Here is a 20,437-nt window from a genome sequence, read left to right on the forward strand (position 1 = left end):
TAGATCAGATGCTGGCGGCGCGCTTTTTGGCGATTAACAGCGATAAGAAAAACACGCTGCCAATCGCTGAGGTGATCACCCCAATCGGCAGCTCCTGGTTGTCTATCAGGGTACGGGCGAGTACATCGACCCACAGCATCATGAGTCCGCCAGATAAGGCAGTCGCTAACATACCCACAGTGCGAACCTGAGAGATAAAAAAACGCACGATATGGGGGATCATCAGGCCCACAAAGCCGACGCCACCACAGGCCGCGACAATCACGGCCGTTAACATCGACGCCAAAATTAACATGCCCAGCCTGAGCCGGTGGACGTTCACCCCCAGCGTCACCGCGCCCTCATCTCCAACCAGCAGGGCATTCAAGCTGCGGCGCATCAAAAGCATGAGGATACACCCGAGCGAAACAACCAAGGCAGGCAGCCACAGCCATTGCCAGTCTGCGCGGCTGAAACTGCCCAGGCTCCAGAATATAATCGCGCTAATGGCCTGCGGATCGCTCCAGTACAACAGCAAGCTGGTAAAGGCAGAGAATAAAAAGGTCAAAGCGACACCCGACAACAACATGTTTTCAACTAGTGCGGTGCCTTTGTGAAAGGCAATCAGCAGCAACAGACTCATTGCCACAGCACTGCCCGCAAACGCGGCACCGGACAACGCCAGCGCACTGTGCACACCAAACAGCGCTACCAGCAACACCACACCAAATGAGGCGCCAGAAGAGATGCCAAATAAGTAAGGGTCGGCCAGTGGGTTGCGGGTGACCGTTTGCAGAATGAGCCCGGCAATGGCCAGCCCGGCACCGGCGAAGAATGCCAGTAGGGTGCGGGGTAATCGCAGCTCAACCACAATTTTCTGACTCAGTATGCTGCTATCATAGTTACTCAGTGCCTGCCAGACTTCACCCCAACTCAGAGAAACAGCGCCGACAGACAGCGCACTGAGCAGGCTGAACATGCAGGCCAAAATGAGGCCAGGTATCAGTAATGCCTTCATAGCTGATACCCATAATGATAACGAATGTGGGGCACGCCCGGTGCACTGCTGTGGAGTCCGGGTACTGTTTCTACTTCTGCACACACCCCAAAAATGTCGCTGAGTAAGTCGGGGGTTATGATATCCAGAGGTGTGCCCTGAGCCATCAGTTTACCTTGTGCCAGCACCAGCAACTCGTCGCTGAGCGCCGCCGCCAGGTTTAGGTCGTGAAAAGAGGCAATCACAGTCACCCCCATGGCTTTCGCCAGCTCCATGATTTGGATCTGATACTTCACATCCAGGTGACTGGTTGGCTCGTCCATAATTAACAACTCAGGTTGCTGAACCATGGCCCGGGCTATCATCGCACGCTGTTTTTCGCCCCCGGACAGGGAATCAAAAGCCAGCTGCGCCTTGTGGCTCAGGCCCACTCGCTCAATGGCTTCTAAAATACGCTGCTTATCGTCGGCATTGACTGTGCTAAAGAGGGTTTTATGTGGTGTGACGCCCATCGCCACCACCTCAAACAGCGCCAGGTTAAACTGACTGGGGATCTCCTGTAAAACAACCGCAACCTGACGCGCATAAGCCCGGCGGGGATAGTCAGACACAGGTTTACCCGCATAGTGAATTTCGCCCTCAGTCGGGTCCCAGTAACGATACAGACAGCGCAGTAAGCTGGATTTTCCCGCCCCGTTTGGCCCAATCAGGCCAATAAACTGACCGCGCGCAATAGCAAAATTTAATCCGCTCAGCACAGGCTTATTGCCGAGGTTCAGGCTCAGATTGTGTACGGAGATTTGTGGTGAACTCATACCGCCTCAAATACGGACGGCAGCAGAGCAGGCCACTCGCATTGCTACGACTGGTCTTCTGTACTGACTTAAGTGCGCCCGCTTAAGTGTAGGTATTGGCCTTGGTATCTGGCTTCAGACTAATACCAATTTCACTTAATGCCTGTTCAATTAGACGGAGCAAATATGACGCTAACGGCGTTAAAAATTTCTCATTTAGAATAACTAAATAGCAAAATTTTTGCCTCGCCTATATGGACATAGGTGCCTCAGCGATAGCAGGACGCGTGAGCGGTGTTATCGACCCTATTTTCTCGCCTCAAAATAGAACACTTAATTAAGCAAATTGGTATAAAAGTCCGTTACAGTTGCGGGGACAGCTGAGGGTTTGCACCTCATTCCCAATGACTGCCAATACAATACGATTCTAGATTTAGCGCCTATTATGAAGTCCAGACGTCTAAAACACAACTTTCGGCCAGGCACGACCGGTGTCATCATAGAAAACAGTTACTTTAATCACTTTGGCATAGCCTATCTCCAGCCGAGATAAATGCGTATCAAAGCCCTCTGGTAAACCTAACCAGACTGTCAGCAACTGTTTAATCACCCCCGCATGGGTAACAATGGCGGTGCTCTGGGATGAGGGCGTTGTTGTAAACTGTTGCCACCAGTCAATTAAGCGTAAGTGAAATGCTGACATCGGTTCACCGTTTGGTGGCGTATGCTGCCACGGGCTCTGCCAGAAATCCCCAATTCCGGGCGACTGTGTTGACTGCCAGAGCGCCTCATAACTTTGTCCGTCCCAGTCGCCAAAATCCATTTCACTGAGCCTGGGGTCAATCTGTAATGACAGACCGGCTGATTCACAAAAAGCGCGCGCCACTGTCTGACACCGCTGCAACGGAGAGCTCATCACCTGTGTAACAGCATCACAAGCCTGCAGTTGGGCATACACCTGCTCATTGCCCAACTCGCTTGCCGGCATATCTGTGCGCCCGAGCAAACGACCGGTTTCAAGTGGCTCACCATGGCGAATAAAATACAAGGTTTGTTGCATGAGATTAGGGCTCTGTTATTCGGGGCCTGAAACGCAAAAACGCAAGCCTGGGCTTGCGTTTTTGATGGAAGCAGCGGATTAAAGAATCTGATTCTCTTTCCACATTTGCTCTTTCTTAAGACGCTTCTTGCGTTTGTCGCACGGGTCGTCACAATCACAGATCTTGTCGATGCCCATGGAGCCCAGTCCACCACAACTACTGGCCATTGATTTCTTCTGTACTATAACGCCTACCGCCATCGCAACGGCGATCAACAACAGCAATCCGAAGGTAAGTAAAAATAGTGACATCTCAGGCCCCTTTTGCATATTCATCCACAGGTTTGGATGTGTGACGGTGAATTGTGCTCATTATATAACTAAACGCGCTTAAGTTGAAACGTTCGCGACACAGATCCGCTTATAAATAAGGCTTGAATGCACTGCTGGCATACACCTTCAGGCCGTCATCACTTTTGCTGATCAAGTAGACCGCTAAGTCGTGCAGCTCGGCGTAGGCTCTGGCGCGTTCCGTGCCCATCACGGTTAGCGCTGTCGCGAGTCCATCGGCTGTCATCGCAGAAGGGTGTAATACCGTCACAGACACCAGATCGTGTTTGACAGGTTTGCCCGTACCCGGATCGATCAGGTGGGTAAAGGTCTCACCATCCATTTCATAGAAAATACGATAATCGCCTGACGTCGCCACACTGTTCTTACCCGGCTCAATCACTTTGTGGATTTGTCGTTGCCCAACCGGAGCATCCGGCTTCTCAATGGCAATACGCCAGGGCTCTTCACCCGGCTTTGTGCCCGCCAACCTCAGCTCACCACCAATTTCCACCATATAGTTGGTGATACCATGAGACTCGATGAGTTCTGCCACTTTATCGATGCCATAGCCTTTTGCCGTGGCAGAGAAAGACAGCTCCAGATGGTCCAGTGATTTTGCCAGGCCAGCGTCTGTCAGCGTGAGCTTGTCGAGACCAATTTCCCCACGCATTTGCGCCAGCTGCTGCTCAGAAGGTCGCTTAGTCGGACGCTTGTCAGGGCCAAACCCCCACAAATCAATTAGAGGCCCCATAGTCACATCCAGTGTCTGAGTAGACAAACCCAAACGGATGGACTCAGCAATCACCTTCCTGAAATCATCGCTTATCGGCATGACCTGGTTGGCAGCCAGACGATTAAACTGGTTGATCTCTGAATCTGGAATATAGGTTGACATAGATTGATTCACCGCCTTAAGCGCGGCCTCAACCTCAGTATGTAACTGCTCTTTAGTCAGTGTGCTTTGCTGTGGAAAAGCCTTAATGTTATAGGTTGTGCCCATCGTACTGCCCTGTAGCACAATAGGCTCAGCTGATTTGTTTGCCTGGCCACATGCCACAAGCAGCATACTTAATAAGAAAATGAAACAGAACTGGCTCTGTCTTAGCATCAGTGTCATCCCTTGTATTTCAATTGCCAGTAACCCCCGCCTGGTGCGGAGCATTACCCATAAAAAAAGCCCCTCAGCATAACTGCTAAGGGGCTTCCATTTTATCTTAAAAACCACTTTAAGATCATATGTATTTCAGCTTAACCACCGAAGTCATCAAGCAGGATGTTTTCATCTTCAACACCCAGGTCTTTCAGCATGTTGATAACCGCCGCGTTCATCATCGGTGGTCCACACATGTAGAATTCACAGTCTTCTGGTGCTTCATGATCTTTCAGGTAGTTTTCATAAAGTACGTTGTGGATGAAGCCTGTGTAGCCTTCCCAGTTGTCCTCAGGCTGAGGATCAGAAAGTGCAACATGCCACTGGAAGTTATCATTTTCAGCCTGCAGGCCGTCAAAGTCTTCCACGTAGAACATTTCACGCTTAGAACGTGCACCGTACCAGAATGACATCTTACGATCAGAGTTAAGACGCTTAAGCTGGTCGAAAATGTGTGAACGCATTGGTGCCATACCCGCACCACCACCAACGAAGACCATTTCTGCATCTGTGTCTTTGGCGAAGAATTCACCGAATGGGCCAGAAATTGTGACTTTGTCGCCTTCTTTCAGTGACCAGATGTACGATGACATCTTACCACAAGGCAGGCTCAGGTTATTAGGCGGCGGCGTTGCGATACGTACGTTCAGCATGATGATGCCGTACTCTTCCGGGTAGTTCGCCATTGAGTATGCACGGATCGTTTCGTCGTCAACTTTAGACTCCAGGTTAAAGAAGCCAAAACGCTCCCAGTCCGGACGATATTCATCAGGAATATCAAAGTCTGCGTATTTAACGTGGTGTGCAGGCGCTTCAATCTGGATGTAACCACCCGCGCGGAAAGGTACAACCTCACCGTCAGGGATACCCAGTTTAAGCTCTTTGATGAAGGTTGCTTTGTTATCGTTAGAGATAACTGTACATTCCCACTTCTTCACACCGAAGATTGAGTCTTCAACTTCAATCTCCATGTCTGTTTTAACAGCAACCTGACACGCCAGACGACACCCTTCACGGGCTTCACCTTTAGTGATGTGATCAAGTTCAGTTGGCAAAATGTCACCACCACCAGAGTGAACGTGGACGCGACACTGGCCGCATGAACCACCACCACCACAGGCAGATGAAATGAAGATGCCAGCATCAGCCAGTGAGCCTAACAGCTTACCGCCTGGTGCAGATTTAATTGCTTTTTCAGGATCGCCATTAATGCCGATCATGATGTCACCGCTAGGTACCAGCTTAGATTTCGCTGCAATGATGATAAGTACCAACACCACAACGATAGCGATGAACATACTTACACCTAATACAATAGTTTCCATCGTATAGTTTCCTCGCTACCTTAAAGTGAAATACCAGAGAATGACAGGAAGCCAAAGCCCATCAGACCTACAGTGATAAAGGTAATACCCAGACCGCGTAAACCATCAGGAATATCAGCATACTTCATTTTCTCGCGAAGACCTGCTAGCAATACGATAGCAAGCGCCCAGCCCACACCAGAACCTAAGCCAAAGATCACTGACTCACCAAAGTTCAGGTTACGCTCAACCATGAAGGATACCGCACCGAAGATCGCACAGTTAACTGTGATCAAAGGCAGGAAGATACCCAGAGCGTTGTAAAGTGCCGGGAAGAACTTGTCCAGCGTCATTTCAAGGATCTGTACAAGTGCCGCGATTACACCGATAAATGTCAGGAACTTCAGGAAGCTTAAGTCAGCTTCTGGGAAACCTAACCACTCAAGTGCGCCTGGTGCCAGGATAGCGTGATAAACCACGTTGTTAACTGGTACAGCAACGCCCAGTACGAAGATTACCGCAACACCCAGACCGAATGAGGTAGTTACTTTCTTAGATACTGCCAGGAAAGTACACATCCCCAGGAAGAAAGATAGCGCTAAGTTTTCAACGAAAACCGCTTTTACAAATAAACTAAGATAATGTTCCATCTCTCTCCCCTTATGCCTTAGCTTCTACTTGGTCTTTCTTCCAGGTACGTAGTGCCCAAATGAATGCACCTACCAGGAAGAACGAGCTAAATGGCATAACCAACAGACCCATAGGCTGGTACCAACCGCCGTTAGAGATCAGTGGCAGTATTTCAACACCGAACAGTGCACCAGCACCGAACAGCTCACGTACAAAGCCAATCGCGATCAGGACAACTGAGTAACCAAGACCGTTACCGATACCATCCAGGAATGACATCAGAGGTGGCGACTTCATTGCGTAGGCTTCTGCACGACCCATTACGATACAGTTAGTAATGATCAGACCAACGAATACCGTCAGTTCTTTTGCCGTGGCATACACAAATGCCTGAAGTACCTGGTCAACAACGATAACCAGAGACGCGATGATGGTCATCTGAACGATGATCCGCACACTTGACGGAATGTGGTTACGGATCATAGAGATGAACAAGCTTGAGAACGCAGTTACCACAGTCAATGCAATTGACATGATCAGTGCGTTTTTCAGGCTTGATGTTACTGCCAGCGCAGAACAGATACCCAGTACTTGCAGTGCAATTGGGTTATTTGCGAAGACAGGTCCAAACAGGACTTGCTTCATTTCTTTTGAGTTTGCCATTAGTTCAATGCCCCTTCACGTACTTTCGCAAGGAATGGACCAAACGCATCGTCGCCTGTCCAGAACGTAAATGTATTTTCAACACCGTTAGACGTTAACGTTGCACCAGACAGACCATCTACTTTATGCACATCGTTACCTGCTGTGCCTTTCACTACGTCGATTGGTAGCTTTTTGCCTTCCCAGGTTGCAGTCCACTTAGGATTCTGGATTTCACCACCCAGACCCGCAGTTTCAGTGTGCTGGTAGAATTTGATTGCCTGAATGGTTTCACCATCCAAATCCAATGCTACGAAGCCGTACATGATACCCCAAAGACCGTAACCCTGAATTGGCAGGATCACAGACTCATATTTACCGTTGCTGTTCTTTGCAAGGTAAACCGGAGACTCAGTCGTCATACGCTGAATGCCAGCAACGTCTTCCTCTTTAGGAAGCGCTACACTGCGCTCTGCATCGAACTTAGTCATAGTGAAATCAAATGAGTTAGGATCTGTGTCTACAAACTCACCGGTGTTCATGTCTACAACGCGTGCATCAATCACTTGGTTGTAGGTTTCTGACACGTTTTCAACGTTCTCAACGCCAGCAGCCGCCAAAATGTTGCGCTGCACGTCTTCGATTTTGTTTGCCTGCTGTAGTGGGCGAAGCTGTACTGCCGCAAACGATACGACAACCGCACACACTAAACATAGGCCAACAACAACGCCTAGCGTTTTGCCGATAGATTCATTGTTACTAGACACGTGCTAATCTCCTCTTCACATTTGACTGCACAACCATGTGGTCGAAAAGTGGTGCGAACAGGTTTGCAAATAGAATTGCCAACATCATACCTTCTGGGTATGCCGGGTTAACAACACGGATAAGCACAACCATTACACCAATCAATGCACCATATGCCCACTTACCTTTGTCTGTGAAAGACGCAGATACCGGGTCGGTTGCCATGAAGAACATACCGAATGCAAAACCACCCAGTACTAAGTGCCAGTGCCAAGGCATAGCGAATACTGTGTTAGTGTCTGAGCCGATCATGTTCAGCAGCATAGACATCACAACCATACCCAGGAAAGTACCCAGGACAATGCGCCACGATGCAATACGAACATAAATCAGGAACAAACCACCAATCATGATAGCCAGTGTAGAAGTTTCACCTACTGAACCTTGAATAAAGCCGTAGAATGCGTTCCACCACAGTACCATGTTGTCATAATCAAGCGCGCCTGTTGCTGCCTGACCCAGGTAAGTTGCACCTGAGAAAGAGTCTACCGCTGTCCACACTGTGTCACCTGAGATGTCACCTGGGTATGCGAAGAACAGGAATGCACGACCAGCCAGTGCCGGGTTCAGGAAGTTACGACCTGTACCACCGAATACTTCTTTTGCCACTACCACACCGAAGGTGATACCCAGCGCAACTTGCCATAGCGGGATCGTTGCAGGCAGGATCAAAGCAAATAGTACTGATGTTACAAAGAAACCTTCATTCACTTCGTGCTTACGCACTGAGGCAAATAATACTTCCCAGAAACCACCGACAATGAATACAGTCGCGTAAATCGGCAGGAAGAAACAGGCCCCGTAGAACATCTTCGCGCCCCAGCCAGAATCAGCCGTAAGCTCACCGCCAAACAGCTGGAATAGTGCCGCCTGCCAAGTGTTTGCAATTTCAAAACCATTGCCCAGCGCGATAGCTGCTTGGTGACCAATGTTGAACATACCGAAGAACATAGCTGGGAATGTCGCCATCCATACTAAGATCATGATACGTTTCAGGTCGATATTATCACGTACGTGAGTGCCGCCTTTGTTGACATAACCTGGCGTGTAGAAAACAGTTGCAACTGCTTCGTACAGGGCATACCACTTTTCGTGTTTACCGCCAGGTTCAAAGTGAGGTTCAATGTCTTCTAAAAATTTCTTTAAGGCCATTTTAACCTTCCTTCTCGATTGTAGTCAGGCAATCACGCAAGATTGATCCATAGTCGTATTTGCCTGGACAAACGAAAGTACACAACGCCAGATCTTCTTCATCCAGCTCTAGCGCACCCAGTGAAATCGCGCTGTCCAGATCACCAGAGATCAGGTCACGCAACAACAGAGTTGGCAGGATATCAAGCGGCATTACACGCTCATAGTTACCAATTGGCACCATCGCACGCTTTGAGCCACCGGTAGAGGTAGTCATCTTGAACAGACGGCTTGGCGCAAAGTGAGAAATGAAGGTACGGGTTACAGAGAACTTAGTACTACCTGGTGCGATCCAGCCAAACAGCTCTTTTTCGCGACCTTCAGACAACGCAGAAACCTGTACATGGTAACGACCCAGGTAAGCATGAGGACCAGTGGCTGTTTTACCAGCTAACACAGAGCCAGAAATGACCCGGTTTTCACCATCTTCAAGTTCACCTGCAACTAAATCGGTTAACGACGCACCAACTTGAGTCTTAACAAGACGCGGGTTCTTCACACTCGGACCAGCCAAAGCGACAACACGCTCTGAGTAGACTTCACCGCTTAGGAATAGCTTACCAAAAGCAATCACATCCTGGTAACCCAGGTGCCATACTTGCTTGTTAGCGCCAACAGCATCAAGATTGTGAATGTGTGTACCAACCAGACCAGCAGGGTGAACACCCGCAAACTCATGTACTTCTACCTGAGAAAGCGAAGAGCTCGGCACCTTGCTGCCAGCTTGCTTACAAACAAACACTTTGCCATCAGTCAGACGCGAAACCACAGCCAGACCAGCTTCAAACGCTTCCACGTTTTCAGCGATCACAACAGCAGGATCCGCAGCTAGAGGGTTAGTGTCAATTGCGGTAACAAAGATCGAGCTTGGCGACGCGCTAGGTACGGCTACACGACTGAAAGGACGTGCACGCAACGCTGGCCATTGACCCGATTCGATCAGCACTTCTTTCACTTTTTCACGATCCAGGTTGCCGAGTTCAGCAGCCGGGAACTTGTCGAAAGTGATTTGCTCATCGCCCTGTACTTCAATCACAACGGACTGAAGAACACGCTTGGCTCCACGGTTAATTTCTTTAACTACACCAGAGGCTGGCGCAGTAAACTTGACGCCAGGATTCTTTTTGTCTTCAAAAAGAACTTGGCCTTTCTTGACTTGGTCATCCACACGGACTCGCATGGTTGGACGCATACCAATAAACTCTTCACCCAACACAGCTACTCGTTTGACAGCAGAACCATCATGAATAACTTGCTGTGGTGCGCCCTCTATGGGTAAGTCCAGACCTTTTTTTATGTTGATCATACGCACTTGCATTACATTAACGGAAAGAAATTGATAAATCTTTACTTACCACGGCACTATTCTCTGAGTTGTATTGGAGTCAAAGAGCTGGCACAACATACACAAAGTCGGGCCAACCTGTCCGCAACGGGAAACGAGCACCGTGGTATATAGTCCTTACATATTTCCGCAATTTTAACATTAATCGTACTGACTATGCGAGTGGAAATATGAAAATAATACGACTTAACAATGGATTTAGTTCATTGGGCATCACTGCAAGAATTTAAATATAGACCAAAGTGGTATTGATGAAAAATGAAAGGCAAATTGGGAAGGGGTTTTCTCTACTGTGGGCACATGTTAAAACGGGCGAACTACACGAATTCGCCCGCTTGTCGGCTAGATTAGATGATTAATCTCAACCACAGAATTGACGTCTGCATCATAGTCTACTGACTCAATGCCGAAGCCAAACAGCTTCAGAAATTCATTGTGATAACCAGCGTAATCTGTCAGCTCATCAATACTGTCGGTATCTACTTTATCCCAGATCACTTTGATGCGTGCCTGTACACCGTCTTCCAGTTCTTTATAGTTCTGGAACAGGTGGCCACCTTCGTCAAAACGTGGCGTCTCACCGTACAGGTTTTCGCTAAACAACCCCTGGATCTGCTCGATAGTTCCCTCGTAAGTACCATCTTCTTTGGTTACGCGGAACAACGTAGAGATGTACAAAGGCATAATCGGAATAGCCGAGCTCGCCTGAGTTACTACAGCGTTTAATGACGCCACGTAAGCTTCACCATTTAACGCTTTTGTTGAGGCTTTGATAGCGTCAGCGGCACGGTCCAGGTCTTCTTTGGCTTTACCGATAGTCGCATGACCGTAAATAGGCCAGGTCAGTTCTTTGCCAATATAGGTGTATGCCGATGTTTTGAATCCTTCGGCCAGTACATCCGCCTCTTTTAGCGCTTCCAGCCACAGCTCCCAGTCTTCACCACCCATCACTTTCACTGTGTTGGCGATCTCTTCCTCGTTAGCCGCCTCTACGGTCACTTCGTCGATGATCCGCTTAGAGGTGTTGAGGTTTTTGGTTGTGATTGTCTGACCAATTGGCTTTAGGACCGATGAAAAGGTCTCGCCCGACTTAGGATCGGTACGGCGCGGAGATGCCAGACTATAGATGATCAAGTCTACTTTGCCCATTTCGGCTTTGATGGTTTCAACTGCTTTGGCTTTTAGCTCATCTGAGAAAGCATCGCCGTTGATGTTCTTTGACCACAGGCCAGCTTCATCAGCAGCCTGTTGAAATGCTGCTGTGTTATACCAACCAGCAGAGGCCGTTTTTTTCTCTGTACCTTCTTTCTCGAAGAAGATACCTAAAGTTTTTGCGCCAGCACCGAATGCAGCGGTGATGCGAGAAGCCAGGCCATAACCGGTTGATGCGCCGATCACCAACACATTTTTAGGGCCATTATTGATTGGGCCCTGAGCCTTAACATAAGCAATTTGTTCTTTTACGTGCTCGGCACAGCCCACTGGATGGGCATTAGTACAGATAAAACCACGGATCTTAGGTTTGATGACCATGTCTATTCCTACATATTCTGTATTATGAAAACCGCGTTAGTTTAAATGCAGATCCTGAAAACACAGGTCTGATCACTCGCTGTCGAATTTTGAACCACCGAGACAGCTCGGTGAATCTGGTACTTCACCATGCTGCTCGGCATATTCTTCCGGGGTATAAGTGTGGATCGCCAGCGCATGAATGTGATTTGCCAGCTCCTCCTTTAATACCTCGTTGATCAAACGGTGGCGCTGTAACAGGCGCTGTCCGGCAAACTTGTCGCTGACCACAATCACTTTAAAGTGTGACTCGCTGCCCCGGCTGTGCATATGGCTTTCATTGAGAACATTAAGGTGTTTGCACGCAATAGCATCGGCGAGTTTGCTGTAGATTTGTTGTTGCATTGACATAACTCACTCCCAGTACGGAGAAAATTTAGCGCATACTATACGCATTTATGCGCCATTAACCAACTGTTCTGAACGTCAGGTTGATCCTGCCCTGAGTGACCCCCGCTTGTTTGGGTAGTGCATGCTGATAGTCATGCTGACTGCGGCCCGTCATTAATAGCCCAGATCCAGTAGACAGGGGTAGCGTCACTGTCTCGCGAGTCTGTTTGTCGCGAATTTTAAACGCGCGAGTTGCCCCCAGCGATAAGGAAAAAATCGTCGGGTTGAGGCCCAGCTCAGCTTCATCATCGCTATGCCAGCCCATGCTGTCTTGACCGTCTCGGTACCAATTAACCAACAGAGCATTAAAGTCCTGCCCATACTCACGCTTCAGGCGGGAACGCATTGCTCTGAGTACATCTGGCCAGGGGGTGTTGTTGAGTTGAGTGCCCGAATATCCGTAAGATACCGACGGGTCGGCAATAAAACACTGGAGCCTGGGAATTGGCGAGGTTCGGCCAAAAAGTGTGATACTGGGCTGCTGCCAGCTCAGTGTTGTCGCCAAATGTTCATACAGCGACAAGCTTTTCTCAAACCCGATACAGGTGGGTAAAAACTCAAAGCCAGGCGGCAATTGCGGCGTTTGCCCGGGCAAACATTCTTTGTTCAGTCTCGACATGCTATATTACGTGTTCTGTTAGTTTTGCCAACACTTTGCAAAGTGTTGACACCAACCATGAGTGAGATTAGCCCCGTCATGATCACCGACGCTGTACTGGCCGGCACGGCTCTGACCCTGCATCGTTTTCCCCTAGAGCAAAAAAACCGCAGCCTGCAAGCCTGGGATGCGGCCGACGAATACTTGCTGGACCATATTACCACAGCCTACCCGGATGCACGCGACATCCTGATCCTCAATGATGCCTTTGGGGCATTAAGCTGTACGCTGGCAGCACAACTGAAAGATCACCCACAGTGGCAGATCACACAGGTGAGTGACTCATTCGTGGCCCAACAGGCGACAAACCATAACCTGGCCGAAAATCAGCTGGACTGGATGCTGGACGACGCTAAATTTACCCAGCTGACTAGTCTGGCTGACCTGCCAACGCAGTGCGATCTGATTTTAATTAAAGTGCCAAAAAATGCCGGACTGCTGCAACATCAGCTATCCCGGCTTAGCCACCTCGCTCCGGGGATACCCGTTGTAGCAGCAGGTAAAGCCAAAGAAATTCATACTTCTACACTGAAAAGTTTCAGCCACTTTTTGCAAGAGCCGACCACCAGCCTGGCGGTGAAGAAATCTCGCCTGATCTTCTGTGCCACCACAGGCAAACCCGTAGCTGACAAGTTCCCGGTCAGCTGGCCTCTGGAAAACTCGCCCTTCACAATTCACAACCATGCCAATGTGTTTTCTCGGGATTCACTGGATATCGGCGCACGCTTTTTTATGAATTACCTGCCGGCAGGTAAGAAGCCATTGCGGGTAATCGATTTGGGCTGTGGTAACGGCGTGATCGGACTGCAAACTCTGGCACGTATGCCAAATGCCCAGGTAACTTTTGTGGATGAGTCTGCCATGGCGGTGGCCAGTGCCAGGGAGAATGTCAGTTCTAATATGCCAGACAGGCTGGCAGATTGTCAGTTTACTCAAAATGACTGCCTCAGTAACTTTGCACCCAATACCGCAGATTTGGTGTTATGTAATCCCCCCTTTCATCAGGCACAGGCGATCACCGACCACATCGCCTGGCAGATGTTTTTGCAGGCCAAGCATACTCTGAGAAATGGCGGGGAGTTAAGGATCATTGGCAATCGTCACCTTGATTACCTTGATAAGTTGCAGCGCCTGTTCGGGAATTGTAAGGTGATAGGCAATAATAAAAAGTTTACGGTACTCAGTTCTATTAAAAGGAGCTAATCATGCGTTTAGCATTTTCTGCCACCCTCTTTGGTGCAGCAATCACACTACTGGCCGGATGTAGTAGTGCCCCCAAATCTGTGATCCTCAATCCCAGTTATCAGGGTGGTAATATCAGTCAGCTATCCAATACAATGGCAATTAAGGTTGTCGACAACCGTACCACTAAATTTACCATTAAAGTACTGGAGCAAGAGCCCGCTGTTTATTTGCCAAATGCGAATTTGCCAGTCACCATAACCAATCTGCTTTCTCAGGCACTGGAAGCCAATGGCGTGACGCTGACACAACACAGTGACACTGAGCTGACACTGCGTATTCGTTCCTTTGTTGCCAAGGTTGATGAATCTCTCAGTCGTCACGAAAGCACGGCAAATGCAGACTTTGTTGTTGAAGTAGTCAAAGGGCAGCGAACCTTTTCAAAGCCCTTTAACGGTGAAGCGCAATTCAGTAAACCGCTGAAACATGATCAGTCTCAAGTTGAGGGACAGTTAAACCGTCTCGCCGAACAGGTGATCACGCGTATGCTGTCAGATAAAGAATTAATCAACTTTTTACAACAATAAAAGGCCTTGCTATGCTTCGTACCCTTATTCTGTTCATGTTGGCATTGGTGAGCTGTTTCTCATTTGCAAACAATAAAGAAGGACGTTTCGTCCAGAAAGACAATCTGTTTCCCAAGGTTCAGATCAATACTTCGTTAGGTAAAGTGATCGTCGAACTGGACCGCTCCCGCGCCCCTATTACTGTTAATAACTTTCTGACTTATGTGATAAACGGAGATTACAAAGGCTCTGTTTTTCACCGCGTTGAACGGGATGAGGCGAACGAACGCGATTTTGTTATCCAGGGTGGTGGCTATGACAAAGACTATGATGGCATGTTTGAACGTCCGGCTATTTTTAACGAAAGCGGCAATGGCCTGAAAAACAATATGTATACCATAGCGATGGCCTATCAGGACAATAAGCCACATTCGGGTACTCGACAGTTTTTCTTTAATATGGATGACAATGACCACCTTAATCCAGGGCGCGGATGGGGCTTTGCAGTGTTTGGCAGCGTATCTGATGGCTTTGATACGCTGGATAAAATTATGCAGGTCGAAACCGATTACAACAAGAAACTGGGTTACACCTTTATCCCCAAAGTGCCCGTGATCATCCATAGCATTGAAATGCTGCCGGAAGAGACCTTCTAATAACCTCTCACCCGGTATCACCCCGCCACATGGCGGGGTGATACTATGTTGGAAAACATTATGATTATTTCATCCAGCCTGCGTGACTATGCCAGCTACTATCGGGATAAGCGCTTGCTCACCATATTTGCATTTGGGGTTAGCCAGGGCTTTCCCTGGGTGCTCATTGGTTCAGTGATGTCTGCCTGGCTCAAAGATGAGGGCCTGAGCCGCAGTATGATAGGCTTGTTTGGTATCGTGTTCAGTGCCTACACCATCAACTTTTTATGGTCCCCTCTGCTGGATCGGGTTCGTCTGCCATTACTGACTCAGTGGCTGGGGCAAAGGCGTAGCTGGATAGCAGCCGGGCAATTGATTGTTGCGCTGTCAGCACTGGCATTAAGTCAGGTCGACCTCAAAGCGGATCTTTATCAGGCTGCATTATTGTGTTTCATTATTGCTCTGAGTGCGGCTACCCATGATATTGCAATAGACGCTTATCGGATCGACATCCTTCCCCCAGAGGAAAGTGAAAAGTCTACCGCCGCGGCTGCCATGGCGACGTCCGGGTGGTGGAGTGGATACGCCCTGCTAGGTGCTATTCCGTTTTTCGCGGCGGATCTGCCCGGAGTAAGCTGGGCCGACATCTACGCATTACTGGCCATGATCATGGCGGCTTTGTTTTGCATCACACTGACAGCGCAAGAACCTCAGTCTCACCGCGAGCACACCCAACAACAGCTACAGACACAATATCAGTCGAGACTGGCCGGGCTGGATCATAGCAGGCTACAACGTATTCTCGCGTGGCTTGCCGTTACACTGGTGGAACCGTTTCGCAGTTTCTTCAACCGAAATGGCGTGAAAGCGGCTTTGGCACTGCTGGCATTTATCTTCTTATTCAAGATCGGTGAAGCCTTTTTGGCCCGTATGTCTATCGTTTTCTACAAAGAAATTGGCTTTACTAACAGTCAGATAGCTCAATATTCAAAGCTCGGAACTGGCCTTATCACGATTGTTTTTGCGTTTTTGGGCAGTATCTTTAACCACAAATATGGCATCGTTAAAGGGCTGTTTATCAGCGGTGTTGCGATGGCCGCATCCAACCTAATGTTCTCCTGGATAGCCATTGCAGGGCCAAAAGAGCATTTATATGCCCTCGCAATCGTGATTGATGGCTTTACTCAGGCCTGGTCACTGGTGGCCATGGTGGCGTTTATTTCTATGTTGTGCGACCGTGCCTTTAGCGCGACGCATTACGCCTTGCTGGCGTCTCTTGGTAGCCTGGGCAGAACCGTGTTATCAAGCTACAGCGGCGTCGTGATTGATGACTGGCTAAGCGGAAACTGGGCGGTATTTTTCGCACTGACAGCGCTGATGGTTGTACCGTCTCTGATCTTCTTGTATGCCATTCGTCATAAGCTCTACGAGATAGAGCGAAACTATCATAGTCAGGGGAAGTAACGGCGGAATAAATGACTGGTGTGTCAGATCCATTTTAAGAGGATAGAGGTGCAGCTCCTTGCACCTGCACACATACTGGCAATGCCAGTCGTTTACATCTGCTCTTCTTTGATAAGAGCCAGACCTTCATATGGGTCGACTTCCAGCGCTTCACAGTAACGCAGAAACTCAATCACGTCTAAGCGACGTTCCTGATTTTCAATTTTGCCAATGAAAGAATGCGGTGTACCTAACACCTGGGCCAGACTGCGCATTGTATGACCTTTCTCGTGACGTTTTGACTTCAGCCACTTCGTCAACTTACTGTTTTCTTCAGAAGAAACCGTTTTCCCCATCATAATAAAACATCTCCTACTCGATGATTAATTAATACCGCCATACGAAATTTGCCCGTCTCGACTGGCGGCTTGTTATATAGCAAGCCGGGTAAACAAATCATGAAATACCGATTTACGCTGGCTTGTTCCTATGTACCAAATTAGGTATAGACGATCTTTTCTCTAACACCTAATTAAATTTTCAACTTTCTTACCTAAAATAGAGAGGTAAGATTACTGTGACACTTTAACAAAAATTTTATAACTTGTACCAGTATACGAAATAATTTATTTTTTCTTTAAAAAATAGTGGTTTAGAGCTAGTCTGTAACAAAATAACAAATTTTAGGAGAATTTTTGATGATCCGGCTCATATTTTTGCTACCCATTTTGCTGTGTGTGGGTTGGTATTACTTTTTGCGCGTCAACGGCGTTCCGCTCAAACAAGGTAAACGCGGATTCATCTATATTCTCGCTTTTTCCACTTTGGTGTTGGGATTTTTTGTGCTTATGATGCACCTTACCAACCCAGGTTAGAAAGACTGCTCTGACTTCCCACAGACAATCAACACAGTACCTTATACTGTACCAGAACTCAGGGATAAAGAATGGTAGCTGTTTGTCTAATAGAGAAACAAAAAAGCCATGCAAGTGCATGGCCAGGGTTTTAAAAACGCCAATTGAAAGTCGTTTTATACGCTGAAACTCGCGCCGCAACCACAAGTCGTCGTTGCATTAGGGTTACTGACAAAGAAACGTGCGCCTTCCAGGCCCTCGGTGTAATCTACTTCACCATCAACCAGGTATTGAATACTCATAGGGTCCACAACCATAGACACCCCATTTTTCTCGATTTCTAAATCACCTGGATTGGTTTTTTCATCAAAAGTAAAACCATACTGAAACCCAGAACATCCGCCACCAGTCACATACACTCGCAGCTTGAGGTTAGGGTTTTCTTCCTCAGAGATAAGCTCTTTCACGCGATTTGCCGCCGCGTCGGAAAATTTAATCGGTATCTGATCAGACATGTGTATTCGACCCCTGTACATTTAATAGCGGAATTATCTAATACCTGACTATTTTAATCAAGTATAGAGTCACCTTCGCTGTGAGCGGGGTTACGCGTTAAACTCCTACGCAAGTAGGCCATTGCCTGATTTACTTAATTACAAGGACTTAGAATATTTGATACACTTATCAGGTGCATTAAAGGTACTCAATGCAGCACTAAGGCACTAGGCTGCTTACAACCAAGACTCTCTACAGGCCAATATTGTATGTCGCTCGATAATTTACGCCGTCGCTTAGCGAAGCCAAAAACGTCCATTCAGCTATGCTTGCTGGGCATTGGTGCCGGCTTGATTGCAGCAGTCTTGATCATCTTATTTCGTCTGACCATATTATTGGTACAAAGCGTATTTTTAGATAGTCCGGATGATTTCACCACATTGCCAGAGCACCAGCGCGTTTTACTGCCTGTTGGCGCTGCTTTACTGATCGCCTTGTTTGCCAGTCTGACGGGCTTTAAGCACTACCGCCTGGGTATCCCATTTGTTATCTATCGCATCAAACAGCACTACGGACAGATGCCAATCTGGAATTCGGTAAACCAATTTTTTGGCGGTGCCGTCGCGCTCATCAGTGGCTTTTCCGTTGGTCGTGAGGGCCCGTCCGTGCACATGGGTGCGACCGGTGCCAGTATTCTGGCAGAGCGTCTACACCTCCCCATGAACGCTGCCCGTACACTCGCCGGATGTGGTGTTGCAGCCGGTATCGCCGCGTCATTTAATACACCTCTGGCTGCGGTGATTTTCGTTATGGAAGTGGTATTGAGGGAATATAAGATCCATATCTTTGTACCTATTATGCTTGCCGCGGTCACCGGGGCACTGGCCACACAATATGTGTTTGGCCATGATCTGGAATTGTCATTGATCAGCGTTTCAACACTCTCTTTCTGGCACTATCCATTTCTCATTTTGTGTGGTTTTGTACTTGGCGCCATCGCCTTTGCATTTAACCAAAACCTGATGCTCATCATAAAAACGTTTAAGCCCATCAGTATGTTTCCCCGTCTGATGCTCGCAGGGTTACTGGCCGGCCTGATCGGCTATCTGGTACCCGAAGCCATGGGCTCAGGCATGAGCGCCATCAAGATTGCAGTCGAAACCCCCGGCGAACTTCAATTACTCACCACGATTCTGATTGCTAAACTACTCGCCACTATCTTTGCCATTGGATTGGGGATACCTGGTGGTATCATTGGACCGGTGATTGGTTTAGGCGTATTAATTGGCACCCTGATGGCATATTTCGCTCAGTATATTTCACCGGACGTCAGTGTTGCTGGCACTTATGGCGTACTGGGTATGGCAGGCCTGTTGGCGGCCACTTTACATGCGCCTTTGGCTGCATTAACTGCGGTCATGGAGCTGACTTCAAGTCCACAAATTGTGGTGCCAGCTATGATAGTGATTTCCTGTGCCTATGTCACCGCACTGCAGGTATTTGGTAACCGGTCAATTTTCTTGCAACAGCTTGATTTCCAGGGGTTACCCTATCAGGTTTCCCCCGCCAAGGAGGCCCTGCAAAAGGTGGGGATCATGGAAGAAATGGATGAAGGCTTCAAGCTCCTCTATTCAGATGATAAGGATCAGATAAGAGAAACCCTGTCAGCCATCGACAGTCAGACACCTCTGATAGTGCACGACGCGGAGCATGGTTATCGACTCGCGGAATATGACCTCAGTTTGATTTCAGAGCAGAGCATGACAATTACCTATATTGAGCTGCAAGGTCTGAGTACACAAGCCACACTCGCTGACGCATTCGACATTCTCAAAGACAAGCGTTCAGGCGCAGTATACGTGTATAATCAAAAGAATAACGAACAAATTATGGGCTTGCTAAGGTGGGATCAGATCCGCCATATTCTCACTACGAGAAACAGCTTGCTGTAATTGAATGTAAAGATAATCAAGGGGATTTATGACTACTCTGCTCGTGTACAAAGCGCTGCACATTTTTTTTATGGTTGCCTGGTTCGCCGGGATTTTCTACCTGCCCAGGCTATTTGTTTACCATGCTATGACTGACGAGAAACCCTGCTCGGCAATGCTTAAAATTATGGAGCGTCGTCTGCTCTATTTTGTCACTCCGTTTGCAATTCTCACGGCAGTCTTTGGCATTTTACTGATCACCAGTTACGGGCGCGAATGGTTCCGCGCAAACTTGTGGCTGCATTATAAACTGGTACCGGTGATCATGCTGTATCTCTATCATGCCTATTGCTTCAAACTCCTGGCAGACTTTAAGCACGACCGAAATCAGCGCAGCGATCGCTTCTATCGTATTTTTAACGAATTCCCGGTTATTTTGCTGCTGATCATTGTGATGCTCGCTATCTTGAAACCGGTTTTCTGATATCACAGTATGGCGG

At 48.2% G+C, this 20,437-nt stretch carries 23 protein-coding genes and 1 riboswitch; of the genes, 7 read left to right on the plus strand and 16 right to left on the minus strand.

The genetic code is table 11. The features are described 5' to 3' along the window. Positions 1–4 precede the first annotated feature (4 nt). The 14 genes from CWB98_RS05495 to CWB98_RS05560 all read right to left on the minus strand — a co-directional run bounded on the left by CWB98_RS05495 (position 5) and on the right by CWB98_RS05560 (position 12,792). A complete protein-coding gene (locus CWB98_RS05495) occupies positions 5–997 on the minus strand; it encodes a FecCD family ABC transporter permease (RefSeq protein WP_138543932.1) in 993 nt (330 codons plus the stop codon). Continuing rightward, positions 994–1,791, minus strand: a complete 798-nt coding sequence (locus tag CWB98_RS05500) for an ABC transporter ATP-binding protein (protein WP_138543933.1) — start codon at positions 1,789–1,791, stop codon at positions 994–996. Before CWB98_RS05500 ends, CWB98_RS05495 begins: the two co-directional genes overlap by 4 nt. A gap of 239 nt (positions 1,792–2,030) precedes the next feature. Beyond that, a riboswitch (cobalamin riboswitch) is annotated at positions 2,031–2,230 on the minus strand. Beyond that, the gene (locus CWB98_RS05505) at positions 2,231–2,830 is read right to left on the minus strand and encodes a histidine phosphatase family protein (protein ID WP_138543934.1); all 600 of its coding nucleotides are present in this window, start codon (positions 2,828–2,830) and stop codon (positions 2,231–2,233) included. 78 nt (positions 2,831–2,908) lie between these two features. Then, positions 2,909–3,121: a (Na+)-NQR maturation NqrM gene (nqrM, locus tag CWB98_RS05510; RefSeq protein WP_046003082.1), complete on the minus strand. Its 213-nt coding sequence runs from the start codon at positions 3,119–3,121 to the stop codon at positions 2,909–2,911. 109 nt (positions 3,122–3,230) lie between these two features. Then, positions 3,231–4,259, minus strand: coding sequence for an FAD:protein FMN transferase (locus CWB98_RS05515; RefSeq protein WP_138543935.1), 1,029 nt, complete (start codon positions 4,257–4,259; stop codon positions 3,231–3,233). Positions 4,260–4,390: 131 nt separating this feature from the next. Continuing rightward, positions 4,391–5,617, minus strand: a complete 1,227-nt coding sequence (gene nqrF, locus CWB98_RS05520) for an NADH:ubiquinone reductase (Na(+)-transporting) subunit F (protein ID WP_058797332.1) — start codon at positions 5,615–5,617, stop codon at positions 4,391–4,393. A gap of 20 nt (positions 5,618–5,637) precedes the next feature. After that, the gene (gene nqrE / locus CWB98_RS05525; protein ID WP_010382927.1) at positions 5,638–6,246 is read right to left on the minus strand and encodes an NADH:ubiquinone reductase (Na(+)-transporting) subunit E; all 609 of its coding nucleotides are present in this window, start codon (positions 6,244–6,246) and stop codon (positions 5,638–5,640) included. Between the two features lie 10 nt (positions 6,247–6,256). Next, the gene (locus CWB98_RS05530) at positions 6,257–6,889 is read right to left on the minus strand and encodes an NADH:ubiquinone reductase (Na(+)-transporting) subunit D (RefSeq protein ID WP_054014604.1); all 633 of its coding nucleotides are present in this window, start codon (positions 6,887–6,889) and stop codon (positions 6,257–6,259) included. Next, positions 6,889–7,635, minus strand: coding sequence for a Na(+)-translocating NADH-quinone reductase subunit C (locus CWB98_RS05535; protein ID WP_138543936.1), 747 nt, complete (start codon positions 7,633–7,635; stop codon positions 6,889–6,891). Before CWB98_RS05535 ends, CWB98_RS05530 begins: the two co-directional genes overlap by 1 nt. Then, positions 7,628–8,827 (minus strand): NADH:ubiquinone reductase (Na(+)-transporting) subunit B, encoded by a 1,200-nt coding sequence (locus tag CWB98_RS05540; RefSeq protein WP_046002970.1) that lies wholly within the window; start codon positions 8,825–8,827, stop codon positions 7,628–7,630. Before CWB98_RS05540 ends, CWB98_RS05535 begins: the two co-directional genes overlap by 8 nt. 1 nt (position 8,828) lies before the next feature. Further along, on the minus strand, positions 8,829–10,172 hold the full coding sequence (locus CWB98_RS05545; RefSeq protein WP_138543937.1) for a Na(+)-translocating NADH-quinone reductase subunit A: 1,344 nt from the start codon (positions 10,170–10,172) through the stop codon (positions 8,829–8,831). 381 nt (positions 10,173–10,553) lie between these two features. Further along, positions 10,554–11,744 carry an enoyl-ACP reductase FabV gene (gene fabV / locus CWB98_RS05550; RefSeq protein WP_138543938.1) on the minus strand — a complete coding sequence of 397 codons (1,191 nt, stop codon included), beginning with the start codon at positions 11,742–11,744 and terminating at the stop codon, positions 10,554–10,556. Between the two features lie 72 nt (positions 11,745–11,816). Then, positions 11,817–12,134: a BolA family protein gene (locus CWB98_RS05555; protein ID WP_054014600.1), complete on the minus strand. Its 318-nt coding sequence runs from the start codon at positions 12,132–12,134 to the stop codon at positions 11,817–11,819. Between the two features lie 55 nt (positions 12,135–12,189). Then, positions 12,190–12,792 (minus strand): alpha-ketoglutarate-dependent dioxygenase AlkB family protein, encoded by a 603-nt coding sequence (locus CWB98_RS05560; protein WP_138543939.1) that lies wholly within the window; start codon positions 12,790–12,792, stop codon positions 12,190–12,192. A 78-nt stretch (positions 12,793–12,870) separates the two neighbouring features. Here CWB98_RS05560 and CWB98_RS05565 point away from each other — a divergent pair, with 78 nt between their 5' ends. Genes CWB98_RS05565 through CWB98_RS05580 form a run of 4 tightly spaced genes read left to right on the plus strand, consistent with a single transcriptional unit; the run spans position 12,871 to position 16,678 of the window. Continuing rightward, complete coding sequence (locus CWB98_RS05565; protein ID WP_138544051.1) at positions 12,871–14,034, plus strand: methyltransferase; 1,164 nt, start codon at positions 12,871–12,873, stop codon at positions 14,032–14,034. A gap of 2 nt (positions 14,035–14,036) precedes the next feature. After that, entirely contained in the window at positions 14,037–14,600 is a 564-nt protein-coding gene (locus CWB98_RS05570) for a YajG family lipoprotein (RefSeq protein WP_138543940.1), read from the plus strand. Positions 14,601–14,635: 35 nt separating this feature from the next. Further along, positions 14,636–15,235 (plus strand): peptidylprolyl isomerase, encoded by a 600-nt coding sequence (locus CWB98_RS05575; protein ID WP_138544052.1) that lies wholly within the window; start codon positions 14,636–14,638, stop codon positions 15,233–15,235. A gap of 60 nt (positions 15,236–15,295) precedes the next feature. Next, positions 15,296–16,678, plus strand: coding sequence for an AmpG family muropeptide MFS transporter (locus CWB98_RS05580; protein WP_138544053.1), 1,383 nt, complete (start codon positions 15,296–15,298; stop codon positions 16,676–16,678). Between the two features lie 92 nt (positions 16,679–16,770). Here CWB98_RS05580 and CWB98_RS05585 read toward each other — a convergent pair whose 3' ends face one another. Then, complete coding sequence (locus CWB98_RS05585; protein WP_010382949.1) at positions 16,771–17,016, minus strand: helix-turn-helix domain-containing protein; 246 nt, start codon at positions 17,014–17,016, stop codon at positions 16,771–16,773. Between the two features lie 339 nt (positions 17,017–17,355). Here CWB98_RS05585 and CWB98_RS23895 point away from each other — a divergent pair, with 339 nt between their 5' ends. Then, positions 17,356–17,532, plus strand: a complete 177-nt coding sequence (locus CWB98_RS23895) for a hypothetical protein (protein ID WP_164881440.1) — start codon at positions 17,356–17,358, stop codon at positions 17,530–17,532. Between the two features lie 155 nt (positions 17,533–17,687). Here CWB98_RS23895 and erpA read toward each other — a convergent pair whose 3' ends face one another. Beyond that, complete coding sequence (erpA, locus tag CWB98_RS05590; RefSeq protein ID WP_054014597.1) at positions 17,688–18,026, minus strand: iron-sulfur cluster insertion protein ErpA; 339 nt, start codon at positions 18,024–18,026, stop codon at positions 17,688–17,690. 249 nt (positions 18,027–18,275) lie between these two features. On the opposite strand from erpA, the gene CWB98_RS05595 reads away from it, so the two are divergent. Both CWB98_RS05595 and CWB98_RS05600 read left to right on the plus strand, forming a co-directional pair. Beyond that, positions 18,276–19,958 carry a chloride channel protein gene (locus CWB98_RS05595; protein WP_138543941.1) on the plus strand — a complete coding sequence of 561 codons (1,683 nt, stop codon included), beginning with the start codon at positions 18,276–18,278 and terminating at the stop codon, positions 19,956–19,958. Between the two features lie 28 nt (positions 19,959–19,986). Continuing rightward, positions 19,987–20,421 carry a CopD family protein gene (locus tag CWB98_RS05600; protein ID WP_138543942.1) on the plus strand — a complete coding sequence of 145 codons (435 nt, stop codon included), beginning with the start codon at positions 19,987–19,989 and terminating at the stop codon, positions 20,419–20,421. The last annotated feature ends 16 nt before the right edge of the window (positions 20,422–20,437 follow it).

Origin of the sequence: Pseudoalteromonas rubra (genome assembly GCF_005887115.1) — a bacterium.
Lineage (GTDB): Bacteria > Pseudomonadota > Gammaproteobacteria > Enterobacterales > Alteromonadaceae > Pseudoalteromonas > Pseudoalteromonas rubra_F.